The following is a 13,757-nucleotide window of genomic DNA, read 5'->3' as shown; positions in this document are numbered from 1 at the left end:
TTCAATGCTTCGTGATACCGGCTTCGCGGATCACGCGGTCCCACTTGGCCAGTTCGGCGTGCAGGAACTCGCCCAGCTGCTGCGGCGTGCTGCCGACGACCTCGGCGCCGAATTCGTCCATGCGCTGGCGGAACTCGGGCGCATGCATGGCCTTGATCACCTCTTCGTGCAGGCGCGCGACGATCTCGGGGGGCGTCCCCGCCGGTGCCACCACGGCGTTCCAATCCGCGAACTCGAAGCCGGGAACCGTCTCCGCGATGGCCGGCACGTTGGGCAGCACCGCCAGCCGCTTCGGGCTGGCGACACCCAGGGCCTTGACCTTGCCGGTCTTGATGCGCGCCACGCCGGTAGGCACGGTGGTGAAGCCGATGGGCACCTGGCCGCCCAGCAAGTCGGCATTCAGCCCGCCGGTGCTGCTGTAGGGAACGTGCAGCATCTTCGCGCCCGTCATGTTCAGCAGCAGCTCCATCGGCAAGTGGTTCGACGTGCCCAGGCCCACGGATCCGTAGCTGAGTGCGCCGGGCTTGGCCTTCGCCATGTCTATCAGTTCCTTCACCGTGTTGGCCGGGAAGGACTGGTGCACGATCAGCATGGACGGGATGCGCGTGGCCAACGCGATGGGCGCGAAGTCCTTGATGGGGTCGTAGGGCACCGGCCCCAGCGCCGGGTTGGACACGTGCGCGATGTTGATCAGGCCGATGGTGTAGCCGTCCGGCGCGGCGGTGGCGATGGCGCGCGTGCCGATGGTGGCCGACGCTCCCGCGCGGTTGACCACCACCACGCCCTTGGGAAAGTCCTTCTGCAGTTGCAGCGCCAGCTGGCGGGCAATGAAGTCCACCGAGCCGCCGGCGGCGAAGGGCACAATCAGCTGGATGGGCTTGTCGGGATAGGCCTCCGCTCGCGCGGGAGCGTTGGCAACGAGGGCGCCCAATGCAAGCGCCGCGAGCTGGAGCAGGAAGCGCATGCGGTCTCCTTACGCCTGGAATTCCTTGGCCAGCAACTGGCGCACTTCCGCCGTCGGCGGCGTCCAGGCGCCGGCACGGCAAGGCTGCACGCCGATGCGCTTCAGGTCGACCATCGTTTCCGCGGTCTTGATCGCCGCTGCCAGCGGGTCCATGACGATGGCGCCGTTCACTTCGCGGATGCCCTGGTCGATCAGCCACTGGCTCAGGTACAGGCCGGCCGGCATGAAGGCCGTGGCGCCGCGGCCGGCCAGTTGCTCCGCCACTTCGCGGAACTGCGCGATGAAGGGCTGCGGGCTGTTCCACAGGTTCGCGTAGTCGGTGAACGCAAAGGTGACGTAGCTGCCCGGCACCATGCGGTCGGCCACCTTGTAGCGGTCGGCCATCTCGTTGAAGAAATGCAGCAGGCGCTCGCTGTTCACGAGGAAGGCGAAGTTGGGCGCCAGCTGGCTGTAGAAAGCCAGCGTCGCCTGCGTCATGAAGACGACCGGGATGTCCACCATCTCCCGCAACTCGTCGTATGCCAGGTCCAGGCACTGCGTGACGAACACGTCGTAGCCCTCTTCCTGCGCCTTGATCGCGGCCTTGATGGTCTCGTGCGCCAAGAAATGCAGGTGCGTACGGCTGCGAGCGGCGCCCGGGTACTGCTTGCCCAGGTCGGGGAACTCCACCACGGTGTCGGCACGCGCCACACGCTTCGCGTGCTTCACCAGCGAGTCGTAGTAGGGCTTGTAGATGGGGGATTGCGCGAGCGGCGTGCCGCTCTGGAGCCAGATCTTCATGCTCATTCCGCCTCGATGCCGGCCGTCTTGATAACCTTGCCCCAGCGGGCGAGTTCCGCGGCGGCGAACTGGTTGAAGGCCTGCGGCGAGGCGCTGGCCTTCGGTTCGCAGCCCTGCGCCAGCAGCTGCTTCTTCATCTCGGGGCTCTGCACCATCTTCGCGACGGCGGCATGCAGCTTGTCGACGATGGGCTGCGGCGTCTTCGCCGGCGCCGACAGCGCATACCAGTTGCCGCAGGTCAGTTCCGGATGGCCCTGCTCCGCGACAGTGCGCACGTCCGGCAGCAGCGGGCTGCGCGTGTCGCTGGTGATCGCGAGGGCGGTGAGCTTGCCTTCCTTGACGAAGGGGTACAGCGCCGCGAAGTCGACGGCCATGCCGTCCGCGATGCCGCCCAGGATGTCGGTGATGGCCGCGCCGGCGCCCTTGTAAGGCACGTAGCGCAGGTCGACGCCCGTGCTCTGCTTCAGGAGTTCGAACACCACGCGGGTCGAGCCGCCGGAGCCGACGGTGGCGAAGTTGATCTTGCCCGGCTTGTCCCTGGCCAGCTTGACCAGGTCGTCGAGGCTGCGCAGCTTGAGGTCAGGCCGCACGGCGAACAGCATGGGGCTGCTCGCCACCTCGCTGATGCCGACGAAGTCGCTGGCCGCGTTGTACGGCAGCTTCTTGTAGGTGAGGCGGTTCAACACCATGGGCGTCATGCCCGCTGCCAGCAAGGTGTAGCCGTCGGGTGCGGCCTTGGCCACGGCATCCGAGCCGATCACGCCGTTGGCGCCGGCACGGTTGTCGACCACCACCTGCTGCCCCAGTTCCTCGCTGAGGTGCTGCGCCATCAGGCGGGCGATGATGTCGTTGGCGCCGCCGGGCGGGTAGCCCACCACCAGCCGGATCGGCCGGACGGGATAGTCCTGGGCGAAGGCCAGCGGCGCGGCGGCGCCCAGGGCGAAGCCGCCCAGGGCCTTGTGGAAAGTCCTGCGATCCATGTTGTTCTCCTCTCAGCCGCCATCCCTGGCGACGACCATCTGCGGGGTGCGCGACACCGGGGCCATCGTGATCGACGGGCCCAGGCCGGCGTAGTTGGGTCCGCCCAGGCGGGCCAGCGGGTTGAGCGTGGCGGTGTCGACCTTGCCGTTGACGCAGAGGCCGGGGCGGAAGTGGAAGACCAGCACTTCGCCGACGATGAACTCCGCGTTGGTCTCGCCGAATTCCTGCACGCTGTGCAGCCGGCATTCCATGGCGGCCGGCACCATGGCCAGGCGCGGCGTGGCGATGCTCTCGCTGGGCGCGAGCTCCAGCCCCAGCAGGTCCACCTCGCTCACCTCGGGCCCGTATTCGTCGGCGCTGCGATGGATCGCCTCGATCATCGTCGCGTCGCCGATGTTCAGCACGAACTCGCCGCGCTGGTGGATGTTGCGGCTGGTGTCCTTGCGCTGGCCGGCGCGCCGGCCGATGTTGATGCCCACCATCGGCGGCTTGCTGCACACGTAGGTGTAGCAGCTGAAGGGCGCGAGGTTCACCACGCCTTCTTCCGATTGCGTGCTGATCCAGGCGATGGGGCGCGGCACCACCACGCCACTGAGCAGCTTGTAGCAGCCCTCGGCGTCGAGCGACGCGGCCCGGATGGACAGCGGCTCCATGCTCAGCGCTTCAGGTCGAGCTTGTGCACCACCGGCGCCCAGCGCTCGGCTTCCTCCTTCATCGTCTGCGCGGCATGGGCCGGCGAATCGGCGACGATGATGAGGCCCTGGCTGGCGATCTTGTCGGCGGCTTCCGGCGAATGCAGCGCGGCGACAGCCGCCGCATTGAGCTTGGCGATGATCTCCGGGGGCGTCTTCGCCGGAGCGAACAGCGCCTGCAGGTTGTTGGTCTGGAAGCCGGGGTAGCCCAGTTCCGCGACCGTCGGCACGTTGGGCAGTGAGGGGAGGCGCTTGAGGCTGGTCACGGCCAGCGCCTTCACCTTGCCGCCTTCGACCAGCGGCGCCACGCTGACGCCGGACAGCATCATGGCGTCGATGTGGCCGCCCAGCATGTCGGCCACCGCGGGGTTGTCGCCGCGATAGGGGATGTGGCGGATGTCCATGCCGGTCGCCATCTTCAGCATCTCGCCGGTCAGGTGGCTGGGCGTGGCGGTGCCGGGCGAGCCGAAGCTGAACTTGCCGGGGTTGGCCTTGGCCAGCGCGACGAAGTCCTTCAGGTTGTCGACGCCCAGCGAGCTGCGCACGACGACGCCGAAGGGCTGGTCCACCGCATGCGTCACCGCGACGAGGTCGCGGTCCGGCTTGTAGCTCAGCTTCGCATCGATCAGTGGCAGGATCGCGATGGACCCCGTGGTGCAGTAGCAGATGGTGTAGCCGTCGGGCGCGGACTTCGCCACAAAGTCGGTGGCGATGGCGCCCGAGGCGCCGTCCTTGTTCTCGACGACAACCGGCTGGCCCAGCTTGGCTTGCATCTCCTTGGCGACCAGGCGGGCGATGACGTCCGTGGAGCCGCCGGCGGAGAAGGGCACGATCATCTTGATCGGCTTGCTGGGGAAGTCGTCGGCCGCGGCGAGCAGCGGAACCACGGCGAAGAGAGCGGCGGCGCAGGTGCGCAGGAAGGTGGACTTCATGGTCTCGCCCTCCTTTATTGCTTCGCCAGGGCCGCGGCATCGCGACCGGCGATGCGCCCGAACACCGCGCCCTTCAGCACCGAGGTCGCGCCCGTGTAGTTGCCGTAGTAGAGGCCTTGCGCTTCGCCGGCCGCATACAGGCCGGGGATGGCGTCGCCCTGCAGGTTCAGCACGCGGGCCGCCGGGTCGGTCTTCAGGCCGCCGAAGGTGAACACGATCGACGAGATGATCGGATAGGCCTTGAACGGGCCCTTGTCGACGGGGCGCGCCCAGTTGGACTTGGCCGGGTAGACGCCGCGGGTGGCGAGGCCGTCGACGCCCTTCGGGTCGAACTTGCCTTCAACGCAGGCCGCGTTGTATTCGGCCAAGGTGCATTCCAGCTGGTCGGCCGGCACGTCGATCTTCTTCGCGAGCTGGGCGATGCTGTCCGCCTCGATGGCCGGGTGCTCGGTGCGCACCGCGACGGCCTGGTTCGGCACGTCGGCGAACTTCGCATCCAGCACGCACCAGGCCCAGCCACCGGCCTGCGCGTAGATGCGCCGCGTGACCCGCTCATAGGTTTCGTCGACCTCGCCCGGGCCCTCGTCGACGAAGCGCCGGCCTTCCTTGTTCACCAGGATGCCGTAGGGATACATGTACATGGACGGGCCGGCGCGCTTGGAGCGCGGGTCCATCGGCGAGGCGTGATAGCTGCCGAAGTCACCGCAGGGCGCGGCCCCGATGTCCAGGGCCATGCGGATGCCTTCGCCCTTGTTGTAGTGGCAGCCGACCGACATCGTGCGCAGGTTCAGCGAGTTGGGGCCGAGGTAGCGGGTCAGCATCTCGGCGTTGCCCTGAAAGCCGCCGCAGGCGACGACCACGGCCGCCCCGCGCACCTGCAGCTTCTTGTTGCCGCGGGCGATGGCGTTCACGCCGACGACCGCGCCATCGTCGTCCTGCAGCAGGCTGCTGGCCGCGGTCTCATACAGGAAGGTGCCGCCCTTCGCCTGGAAGGACTTGGTGAGCGCTTCCACCAGCGCGAGGCCGCCGCCGCTGGGGACGATGCGCGGCTGCGCCGAGGTCGGGAAAGGCACGTCCAGCTTGAAGAACTGCACGCCGTGGCCTTCCAGCCAATGGAGCGTCGGCGTGGCTTCCTCGGCCAGCGTGGACACGACGTTCGGGTCGACGAAGCTCAGGGCCTTCAGCAGGGGCGGCCAGTTCTCCGGGTCGCGCGCCGCCTCGGACACGAGGTTGGGCTCCAGGTAGCCGCCGGCGTTGGCGGCGAAGTGCTCCTCGAAGTCGTCCGACAGTTCCTCGGTGGACTTCATGCGGATGTAGGCGCCGGTGTGGCGGGTGTTGCCGCCGGCTTCCTCGGCCGGCGCGCGCTCGATGACGCACACCCTGGCGCCGTTCTCCTGCGCCGAGACGGCCGCGGACAGCCCGGCGATGCCGGACCCGATCACGACCACGTCGTACTGCTGTTGCTGCATGCTTTGTCTCCTGTGTTCTGTTCGCGGTTGCGGGGCCGACCTCAGTCGCACCACGCTCCGCCGTTCACGTCCACCACCTCGCCGGTGATGAACGAAGCCTGCTCGCCCGCGAGGAAGGCCATGGCATCGGCCACGTCTTCGGGGTTGCCCATGCGGCCCAGCGGGATCTGGTCGCGCAAGGCCTGGGGGAAGTTGCGCGTCATGTGCGTGGCGATGGGCCCCGGGGCGACGCAGTTGACGGTGATGCCGAAGCGCGCGTTCTCCTTCGCGAGGTAGGAGGTGACGGCGTGGATGCCGGCCTTGGACGCGCCGTAGGCGATGCTGCCGGCCTTCTTCTGCTCCAGCGGGTCCAGCCAGGGGCGCGGGTTGCCGCCGTTCTTGCCCAGGATGGAGCTGGTGCTGACGATGCGGCCGAAGCCCTTCTCGCGCATGACCGGCAGCACTGCCTTGCAGCAGAGGAAGACGCTGGTGAGGTTGGTGCGCAGCACGCGCTCCCAGGTTTCCAGGTCGATGTCGTCGGAGGCGCCGTGCGAGCTGATGCCGGCGATGTTGACCAGCACGTCGATCGTCCCGAATTCGGCGACGGTGCGCTCCACCATCTGCTGCACGGAGGCCGCGTCGGTGACGTCGGCGGCGACGGCGATGGCGCGTGCGCCCTCCGCCCTCACCTGCTCCAGCACCTCGTCCGCCGGCACGCGGTCCGCCAGGCAAAGCGTCGCGCCCTCCTGGGCGAAGCGCTTCGCCGCGGCGCGGCCCAGGCCGCCGGCCGCGCCGGTGATGATGGCAACGCGATGGGCAAGCCGCTGCATGCTCAGCTCCCCGACACGTCGAAGCGCATCAGCTTCGCTTCGCGCTCGCGCATCGCCTCGTAGCCCATGAGTTCCATGATGTCGTCGATGCCCACCAGCAGGTCCGGCCGGTCGGCGGGCTGGCCCGTGGCCACCACTTCCTGCATCACCTTCAGCGCTTCGCGCATGCCGTAGATGGCGGCAGCCGGCAGCATGCGCGGCAGGCTGATGCGGCGCACGCCCAGCGCCTTCAGGCGCGGGATGGGGATCAGCGGCGTCGTCGGGCGCGAGCGGATGCCGAAGCCCATGTTGACGGTGACGGGCACGCGCGCGGCATCGACGATGGCGGCAATGTCATCCTCCGAGCGCACGGCGTCGGCAAAGATCATGTCCGCGCCGGCTTCCGCATAGGCCCGCGCGCGCCTGCACGCGCCTTCGATGCCTTCGACCGCGATGGCGTCCGTGCGCGCGCAGATCACGAAGGCGTCGTCGCGGCGGGCCAGGCAGGCGGCTTCGATCTTCTTCAGGAATTCTTCCGTCGGAATCACGTCCTTGCCCGGCATGTGGCCGCAGCGCTTGGGGCTGACCTGGTCCTCGATGTTGACGCCGGCAACGCCGGCTTCCTCGAACATCTGCACCGTGTAGTGCACGTTCATGGGATTGCCGTAACCCGTGTCCGCATCCGCCGTGATGGGGATGCCGACCGAGCGCGCGATGTGGCGGCAGTGGTTGACGTTCTCGCTCAGGCCCATCACGCCGGCGTCGGGCTCGCCGAGCAGCGTGTTGGAGACGGCGGCGCCGCTGGTGGCGGCGGTCTTGAAGCCCGCTGCCTCCACGAGGCGGACGCTGTAGCCGTCGTAGACCCCGGGCGAAACAAGGAAGTCGCCGCTATTCAGCAGCGCGCGGTATTTGCGGGCGTTTTCGGACATCGGTAGGTGCTGGTTGCGGTGGTTTCAGGCGCTGCGCGACTCGGCGGAGGTCCCGGTGATGAGCGGCAGCTTGTCGAAGAGGTGGGCGGACGCGCGCCCGACGTGCGAGCGCATCAACGATTCGGCGAGCTCGCCATCGCGGGCGCGCAAGGCCCGCACGATCTGCCAGTGCTCGGCATAAGCCTGGTCCTTGCGCTCGGGCACGGCACCGGACTGGCGGCGGTACATGCGCAGCAGGTGGTAGAGGTCGCCGCAGAGCGCATCGATGATCCGGCTGTTGCGGCTGCCGCGCACGATGCGCTCGTGGAAGTCGAAGACCCTGGGCTCGCTCTGGCCCTTGGCCTTGGCCTTGCCCGCCAGGGTGCGCTGGCGGTCCTGCTCCAGCTCGCGGATCAGGTCGGCGATCTCGTCGTCGCTCATGCGCTCGGCCGCCAGCCGGCAGGCCATGCCTTCGAGCGCAAGGCGCATCTCGAACAATTCCTGCGCGCCGTCCTGCGTCAGCGTGACGACGCGCGACTTCACATAGGGCTCGCGCGTGATCAGCTGCAGGCCTTGCAGGCGGCGCACGGCTTCGCGCACCGGCCCGCGGCTGACGCCGAATTCCTCGGCGATCGCCGCCTCGTTGATGACCACGCCCTGGGCCAGGCGGCCGTCGTAGATGCGTTGCAGGAGTTCGCTGAGGACGGTTTCCGCAAGCGGTGTCGACTTGCCCTCGGCTTCGGTTTCTCGTTCGGTCGGCATGCGGCGGACTGTAGCCAGCAAAAATCCAAGTGTCAACACTTGCGCGAATTTTCCAGCGCTCCTATCATCCGCTCCCAAGGTAAAGGCCGATGCCGGACTTTCTTCAGCCGCTCAACTGTCAACACATTAGCCGCATGCCAGCTTCTCGCGCCCTTCCCCAACCCACCTCCACCGCCGTCTCCGCGGGTGGGCGCACCTGGCTGGCCATCGACCTGCCGCGTTTCGTGGCGGCGGCCGGCGGCGAACTGGCGCGCATGCCGTACGTGACGCGGGTGCTGCTGGAAAACCTGCTGCGTTCCCGCGTGCGGGGCCGGCCGGTGGCCGACGAGGAGATCGCCTTGCTGCTGCACGCGGCGGACAACGTGGGCGCGGACCTGCCTCTTTACGTGTCGCGCGTGATCCTTCCGGACTCCAGCGGCGTGCCGGTGCTGCAGGACCTGGCGGCGCTGCGATCCGCCGTCGCGCGGGCCGGCGGCGACCCGCGCTCGGTGGACACGCGCGTACCTGTGGACCTGGTCGTCGACCACTCGCTGCAGGTGGACAACTGGGGCAGCGCCGACGCGATGAAGCTGAACATGCGCCGCGAGTTCGAACGCAACGCGGAGCGCTATGCCTTCATCGGCTGGGCGCAGCAGGCTTTTCGCGGGCTACGCGTGTTTCCGCCGGGCAGCGGCATCATCCACCAGGTCAATCTCGAGCGCATCGCGACTGTCGTCGCCACCGAGCAGGACTGGGCCTTCCCCGATTTCGTGATCGGCGGCGACTCGCACACGCCGATGATCAACGGCATCGGCGTGCTGGGCTGGGGCGTGGGCGGCATCGACGCGGAGGCTGCCCTGCTCGGACATGCCTATACCTTCCCGCTGCCCGAAGTCGTGGGCGTGAAGCTGGTCGGCACGCCCGCCCCGCTGGTGTGGACCACCGACATCGCGCTGCTCGTGACTGAAAGGCTGCGGCGCGAGAAGGTGGCCAACTGCGCCGTCGAATACTTCGGCCCCGCGGCCCTCGCCCTGGGCGTTCCCGAGCGCGCAACGCTGGCGAACATGGCGCCCGAGTACGGCGCGACCTGCGGCTTCTTCGCCGTCGATGCGCGCACGCTGGACTACCTGCGCACGACCGGACGCTCGCCGGCGCAGGTGGAATTGGTCGAGGCCTACTGCCGCCGCGTGGGCCTGTTCCGCGAGGCCGGCGACCCGGATCCGGTGTTCAGCCGCGTGATCGAGATCGATCTCGGCGAGGCACGGGCCAGCATGGCCGGGCCGCAAAGGCCGCAGGACCGCTTGGCGCTGGATGCGATCGCCCCGGACTTCGATCGGCGCCTGCAAGCGCCCATGCCATCGGGCGGCTTCGGCGCGACGGAGGCCGCGGTGCCCGCAGGGGCGAAGCTGCCGCAAGGCGCGGTGGTCATCGCCGCCATCACGTCCTGCACCAACACCTCCAACCCGCAGGTGATGTTCGCCGCGGGCCTGGTGGCGCGCAATGCAGTCGCCCGCGGAATGAAGGTCCCGTCCTGGGTGAAGACCTCGCTCGCTCCCGGCTCACCAGCAGTCGTGCGTTACCTGGAAGCTGCGGGCCTGCGCGCGCCGCTCGCGCAACTCGGTTTCGAGCTGATCGGCTTCGGCTGCACCACCTGCGCCGGCAAGTCCGGTCCGCTGCCGCCCGAAATCGCGCAGGAGATCGAGCAGCGGCAACTGGTCGCCACCGCAGTCCTGTCCGGCAACCGCAACTTCACGGGGCGCATCCACAAGCTCGTGCGGGCCAACTACATCGGCGCGCCGCCCTTCGTGGTGGGCTATGCGCTCGCCGGCCGCATCGGCATCAACCTCGAGCAGGATCCGATCGGGAAGGACGCCGAGGGCCGCGACGTGTTCTGGCGCGAGCTGCTGCCGGATGCGGCAGAACTGCAGGCGCTGGTCGAGCGCGCCGGCGAGCTGTCCGGCTTCGACCAGCCGCAAGCGCAGCAAAGCGAGTTCGTCGACCCCGATTGGTGCCGCAGCGCCGCCACCGGCACGCTCTATCCCTGGGACCCGGAATCGCAATACCTGCGCGAGCCGCCCTTCTTCGCCGGCACGCCAGGCGAAGGCGATGGCATCACCCAGCTGGCAGGCGCACTGCGCGCAACGCGCGTGCTCGCCGCCTTCGGCGATTCACTGACCACCGACCACATCTCGCCCAGCGGCGAGATCCCCGCCGACATCCCGTCCGGGCAGTACCTGCTGGCTGCCGGCGTCGCGCAAAAGGACTTCAACACCTACGTCGGCCGCCGCGGCAACTTCGAGGTGATGGTGCGCGGCACCTTCGCCAACGTGCGCATCCGCAACGCGCTGGTGCCCGAGCGCGAAGGCGGCTGGACGCTGCATTTCCCGGACAGGCAGCTCACGACCATCTACGACGCCGCGCAGGACTACACCCGCGCCGGCACGGCCACCATCGTGCTGGGCGGCAAGGAATACGGCACCGGCAGCAGCCGCGACTGGGCCGCCAAAGGCTCCGCGCTGCTGGGCGTGAAGGCCGTCATCGCCGAATCCTACGAGCGCATCCATCGCGCCAACCTCATTGGCATGGGCGTGCTGCCGCTGCGCTTCCAGGAGGGCGAAGGCTGGCGCCAGCTCGGGCTGGACGGCTCGGAGCTGTTCGCCTTCGAGGGCGTGCGCGAAGGCGTGCTGCAAGGCACACCCATCCGCGTGCAGGCGCAGCGCGCCGACGGCCGCACCGTCGCGTTCGAGGTGCAGGCCGAAACGCGCACCGCCGCCGAACGCGCGCTGATAGCCGCCGGCGGGTTGCCCCAAAGCGTGCTGCAAGACCTGCTGCAGAAGGCCCCCGCATGCGCATAGCCGTTCTCGACGACTACCTGCAGCTGTCGCAGCGCCTGGCGGACTGGTCGCGCGTGCAGCAGCAAGCGGAAGTCACGGTCTTCGACCGCCACCTGGGCGAGGAAGAAGCCGTGCGCGAGCTGGCCGATTTCGACGCCGTCTGCCACCTGCGCGAACGCATGGCCATGCCGGCGAGCCTCATCGACCGCCTGCCGCGCCTGAAGCTGATCGTGGTCACCGGCTTCGAGCACCGCACGCTGGACCTGGCGGCCGCCGCCCAGCGCGGCATCCTCGTCACCCGCGCTCCCAACAAGGGCGAGGGCCTGCATGCGACGCCGGAGCTGGCCTGGGGCCTGATCCTGTCGCTCGCACGCAAGATTCCGCAATCTGCCGCGGGCATGAAGCAAGGCGCGTGGCAGCTGCACGCCGGCAGCGTGCTGCGCGGCAAGACCCTGGGCCTGCTCGGGCTGGGACGCATCGGCCGCTGCATGGTGCCCATCGCCCGCGCCTTCGGCATGGAGGTGCTGGCCTGGAGCTCGCGCCTCACGCCCGAAGAAGCAGCCGCCGCCGGTGCGACCTGGGCCGCCAAGGACGAACTGCTCGCGCGCAGCGACTACGTGAGCCTGCACCTGGTGCTGGGCGAGCGCAGCCGCCACACCATCGCGGCCCGCGAGCTGGCGCTGATGAAGCCCGGCGCCTGCCTGGTGAACACGGCGCGCGCCGGCCTCGTGGACGAAGCGGCGCTGCTGCACGCCTTGCAAAACCGCCTGATCGCGGGTGCCGGCCTCGACGTGTTCGAGCACGAGCCGCTGCCGGCCGATCACCCGTTCCGCCGCCTCGACAACGCCATCCTCACACCGCACCTCGGCTACACGGTGGAGGAGTCGCTGCGTGCCTTCTATGCCGCCACCGTGGAATGCCTGGAGGCCTGGCTCTGCGGCACCCCCATCCGCGTGGTCGAACCAACAACCATTCCCGAGACAAAGCCATGAAAGTGTACGAAGCAGTCGCCGCCGGCCTCATCGCCGAAGGCGTCGACCAGATGTTCGGCCTGATGGGCGACGGCAACATGTCGCTCTGGGCCACGCTGGTCAAGGACGGCCAGGTCGACATCGTGTCTTCCGGCCACGAGCAGGCGGCGCTGGCCATGGCGGATGGCTACCACCGCGCGACCGGCAGGGTCGGCGTGGCCACCGTCACGCACGGGCCCGGGCTCACGCAGGTGGCGACCTCGCTGACCATTGCGGTGCGCAACCGCTCGGCCCTGGTGCTGTTCATCGGCCAGACCCGCCGCGGCGCGCGCTACGCCACGCAGCGGCTGGATCCGCGTCCCTTCGTGGAAGCCTGCGGCGCCAGGCTCGTGGACGTGACGACGCCGGAGAACCTGGCGGCGGAAATGGCCGAGGCTTTCTACATCGCGCGCGTGCAGCGCACGCCGGTCGTCCTGAACATCGACGTCGCGCTGCAGGAGCGCGCCTTCGATTGGGACTTCAACTACCGCCCCTCCACTGAGTATTTACCGCTGCCAGCCGGCGTGCCGTCCGATGACGTGATGAACACGCTGATCGAGAAGCTCGAAGCCGCCGAATGGCCCGTGATCGTCGCCGGTATCGGCGCGATGAAGGCGCAGGCGAAGCCGGAGATCCTGGCCCTGGGCGAGCAGCTCGGCGCGTTGCTGGCCACTTCGCTGCAGGCCAAGGGCTTCTTCAGCGGCGAGGAGTACGACGTCGGCATCAGCGGCGCCTTTTCCAGCGAACCCACCGAGCGCCTGCTGGGCGACGCCGACTTCGTGCTGGGCGTGGGCGCCGAGCTGGGCTACTACACCTCCGAGGGCGGAATGTTGTTCCCCATAGCGGAGGTGGCGCGCATCGACAGCCATCCGCTGCAGGCGGAGATCGGGCCCTTCCCCGGCCTGTACGTCCATGGCGACGCGAAGAAGACGGTGGCCCTGCTCGTGCAGCGCCTGCGTGAACGCAAGGTGGCGAGGACCGGTTTTCGCGACAAGGACACGCGCGCCATCCTCGCTGCGCCCCCGCACGAATTCGCCAGGGCCAGCGACGGCATCGACCCGCGCCAGCTGGCGCACGCCATCGGCGCCGCCCTGCCCCGCAACAGCCTGGTGACCTGTGGCAACTGCCACTTCTGGGCCTTCCCGGCCATGTACATGCCGCTGCCGGAGGGCGCGGAGCTGCGTTTCTCCTACCAGTTCGGCGCCATCGGCCAGACGATCCCGCTGGCGATCGGCATCGCGAAGGCGAATCCCGGCCGGCCGCAGGTGGTGATCGAAGGCGACGGCGCCATGCTGATGAACCTGCAGGAGCTGTTCACCATCCAGCGCTTCAAGCTGTCCATGGTCGTCGTGGTCTGGAACGACAACGGCTTCGGCGCCGAAGTGCACAAACTGAAAGCGAAGGGCTTCGACCCCAGCCACGCCCAATGGGAGCAGGCCGACTTCGTGGCGCTCGCGCGCGCCTTCGGCGGCGACGGCGCGCGCGCGACCTCCGTCGGCGAAGTCGGCACGGCCATCCAGCAGGGGCTGAAGAAGGGCGGCCTGTTCATCGTCGATGCACAGGTCTCCCCCACCACGGTGAGCGACCCCTACTCCAAGCTGCATTTCGGCGTGCCCAACCAGGCACCGCTGCTGCGGCCGCTGGCGGCGGAGCGCTGA

12 protein-coding genes are annotated in these 13,757 nt (G+C 68.8%); 3 read left to right on the top strand and 9 right to left on the bottom strand.

From position 1 onward, the window contains the following. Position 1 precedes the first annotated feature (1 nt). The 9 genes from HHL11_RS27760 to HHL11_RS27720 are packed head-to-tail and all read right to left on the bottom strand — an operon-like array spanning position 2 to position 8,276. On the bottom strand, positions 2-964 hold the full coding sequence (locus tag HHL11_RS27760; RefSeq protein ID WP_169421844.1) for a Bug family tripartite tricarboxylate transporter substrate binding protein: 963 nt from the start codon (positions 962-964) through the stop codon (positions 2-4). Between the two features lie 9 nt (positions 965-973). Further along, complete coding sequence (locus HHL11_RS27755; RefSeq protein ID WP_169421843.1) at positions 974-1,744, bottom strand: aspartate/glutamate racemase family protein; 771 nt, start codon at positions 1,742-1,744, stop codon at positions 974-976. A 2-nt stretch (positions 1,745-1,746) separates the two neighbouring features. Continuing rightward, positions 1,747-2,724, bottom strand: coding sequence for a Bug family tripartite tricarboxylate transporter substrate binding protein (locus HHL11_RS27750; RefSeq protein WP_169421842.1), 978 nt, complete (start codon positions 2,722-2,724; stop codon positions 1,747-1,749). A gap of 12 nt (positions 2,725-2,736) precedes the next feature. After that, positions 2,737-3,369, bottom strand: coding sequence for a flavin reductase family protein (locus HHL11_RS27745; RefSeq protein ID WP_169422310.1), 633 nt, complete (start codon positions 3,367-3,369; stop codon positions 2,737-2,739). An 11-nt stretch (positions 3,370-3,380) separates the two neighbouring features. After that, complete coding sequence (locus tag HHL11_RS27740) at positions 3,381-4,349, bottom strand: Bug family tripartite tricarboxylate transporter substrate binding protein (RefSeq protein ID WP_169421841.1); 969 nt, start codon at positions 4,347-4,349, stop codon at positions 3,381-3,383. Positions 4,350-4,363: 14 nt separating this feature from the next. After that, positions 4,364-5,818, bottom strand: coding sequence for an FAD-dependent tricarballylate dehydrogenase TcuA (tcuA, locus tag HHL11_RS27735; protein WP_169421840.1), 1,455 nt, complete (start codon positions 5,816-5,818; stop codon positions 4,364-4,366). Between the two features lie 41 nt (positions 5,819-5,859). After that, the gene (locus tag HHL11_RS27730; protein ID WP_169421839.1) at positions 5,860-6,627 is read right to left on the bottom strand and encodes an SDR family NAD(P)-dependent oxidoreductase; all 768 of its coding nucleotides are present in this window, start codon (positions 6,625-6,627) and stop codon (positions 5,860-5,862) included. A 2-nt stretch (positions 6,628-6,629) separates the two neighbouring features. Beyond that, positions 6,630-7,535, bottom strand: coding sequence for an isocitrate lyase/PEP mutase family protein (locus HHL11_RS27725; protein WP_169421838.1), 906 nt, complete (start codon positions 7,533-7,535; stop codon positions 6,630-6,632). Between the two features lie 24 nt (positions 7,536-7,559). Further along, the gene (locus HHL11_RS27720; protein ID WP_169421837.1) at positions 7,560-8,276 is read right to left on the bottom strand and encodes a GntR family transcriptional regulator; all 717 of its coding nucleotides are present in this window, start codon (positions 8,274-8,276) and stop codon (positions 7,560-7,562) included. A gap of 134 nt (positions 8,277-8,410) precedes the next feature. Between HHL11_RS27720 and acnA the strand changes: the two genes are divergently transcribed. From acnA to HHL11_RS27705, 3 genes are read left to right on the top strand one after another with little or no spacing between them, the layout of a single operon-like run. Then, positions 8,411-11,110 carry an aconitate hydratase AcnA gene (acnA, locus tag HHL11_RS27715; protein ID WP_169421836.1) on the top strand — a complete coding sequence of 900 codons (2,700 nt, stop codon included), beginning with the start codon at positions 8,411-8,413 and terminating at the stop codon, positions 11,108-11,110. After that, positions 11,101-12,081, top strand: coding sequence for a D-2-hydroxyacid dehydrogenase family protein (locus HHL11_RS27710; RefSeq protein WP_169421835.1), 981 nt, complete (start codon positions 11,101-11,103; stop codon positions 12,079-12,081). Before acnA ends, HHL11_RS27710 begins: the two co-directional genes overlap by 10 nt. Beyond that, positions 12,078-13,757 (top strand): thiamine pyrophosphate-binding protein, encoded by a 1,680-nt coding sequence (locus HHL11_RS27705; RefSeq protein ID WP_169421834.1) that lies wholly within the window; start codon positions 12,078-12,080, stop codon positions 13,755-13,757. The genes HHL11_RS27710 and HHL11_RS27705 overlap by 4 nt, the downstream gene beginning before the upstream one ends.

The organism is Ramlibacter agri, assembly GCF_012927085.1.
GTDB lineage: Bacteria > Pseudomonadota > Gammaproteobacteria > Burkholderiales > Burkholderiaceae_C > Ramlibacter > Ramlibacter agri.
Note: the sequence above shows the minus strand (reverse complement) of the source record. Positions and strands in the feature narration are given on the sequence as shown.

Coding starts and splice junctions, on each gene's coding strand:
- HHL11_RS27710 (WP_169421835.1), top strand. CDS start 11,101: ATGCGCATAGCCGTTCTCGACGACTACCTGCAGCTGTCGCAGCGCCTG.
- HHL11_RS27725 (WP_169421838.1), bottom strand. CDS start 7,535: ATGTCCGAAAACGCCCGCAAATACCGCGCGCTGCTGAATAGCGGCGAC.
- acnA (WP_169421836.1), top strand. CDS start 8,411: ATGCCAGCTTCTCGCGCCCTTCCCCAACCCACCTCCACCGCCGTCTCC.
- tcuA (WP_169421840.1), bottom strand. CDS start 5,818: ATGCAGCAACAGCAGTACGACGTGGTCGTGATCGGGTCCGGCATCGCC.
- HHL11_RS27730 (WP_169421839.1), bottom strand. CDS start 6,627: ATGCAGCGGCTTGCCCATCGCGTTGCCATCATCACCGGCGCGGCCGGC.
- HHL11_RS27755 (WP_169421843.1), bottom strand. CDS start 1,744: ATGAAGATCTGGCTCCAGAGCGGCACGCCGCTCGCGCAATCCCCCATC.
- HHL11_RS27740 (WP_169421841.1), bottom strand. CDS start 4,349: ATGAAGTCCACCTTCCTGCGCACCTGCGCCGCCGCTCTCTTCGCCGTG.
- HHL11_RS27705 (WP_169421834.1), top strand. CDS start 12,078: ATGAAAGTGTACGAAGCAGTCGCCGCCGGCCTCATCGCCGAAGGCGTC.
- HHL11_RS27750 (WP_169421842.1), bottom strand. CDS start 2,724: ATGGATCGCAGGACTTTCCACAAGGCCCTGGGCGGCTTCGCCCTGGGC.
- HHL11_RS27760 (WP_169421844.1), bottom strand. CDS start 964: ATGCGCTTCCTGCTCCAGCTCGCGGCGCTTGCATTGGGCGCCCTCGTT.
- HHL11_RS27720 (WP_169421837.1), bottom strand. CDS start 8,276: ATGCCGACCGAACGAGAAACCGAAGCCGAGGGCAAGTCGACACCGCTT.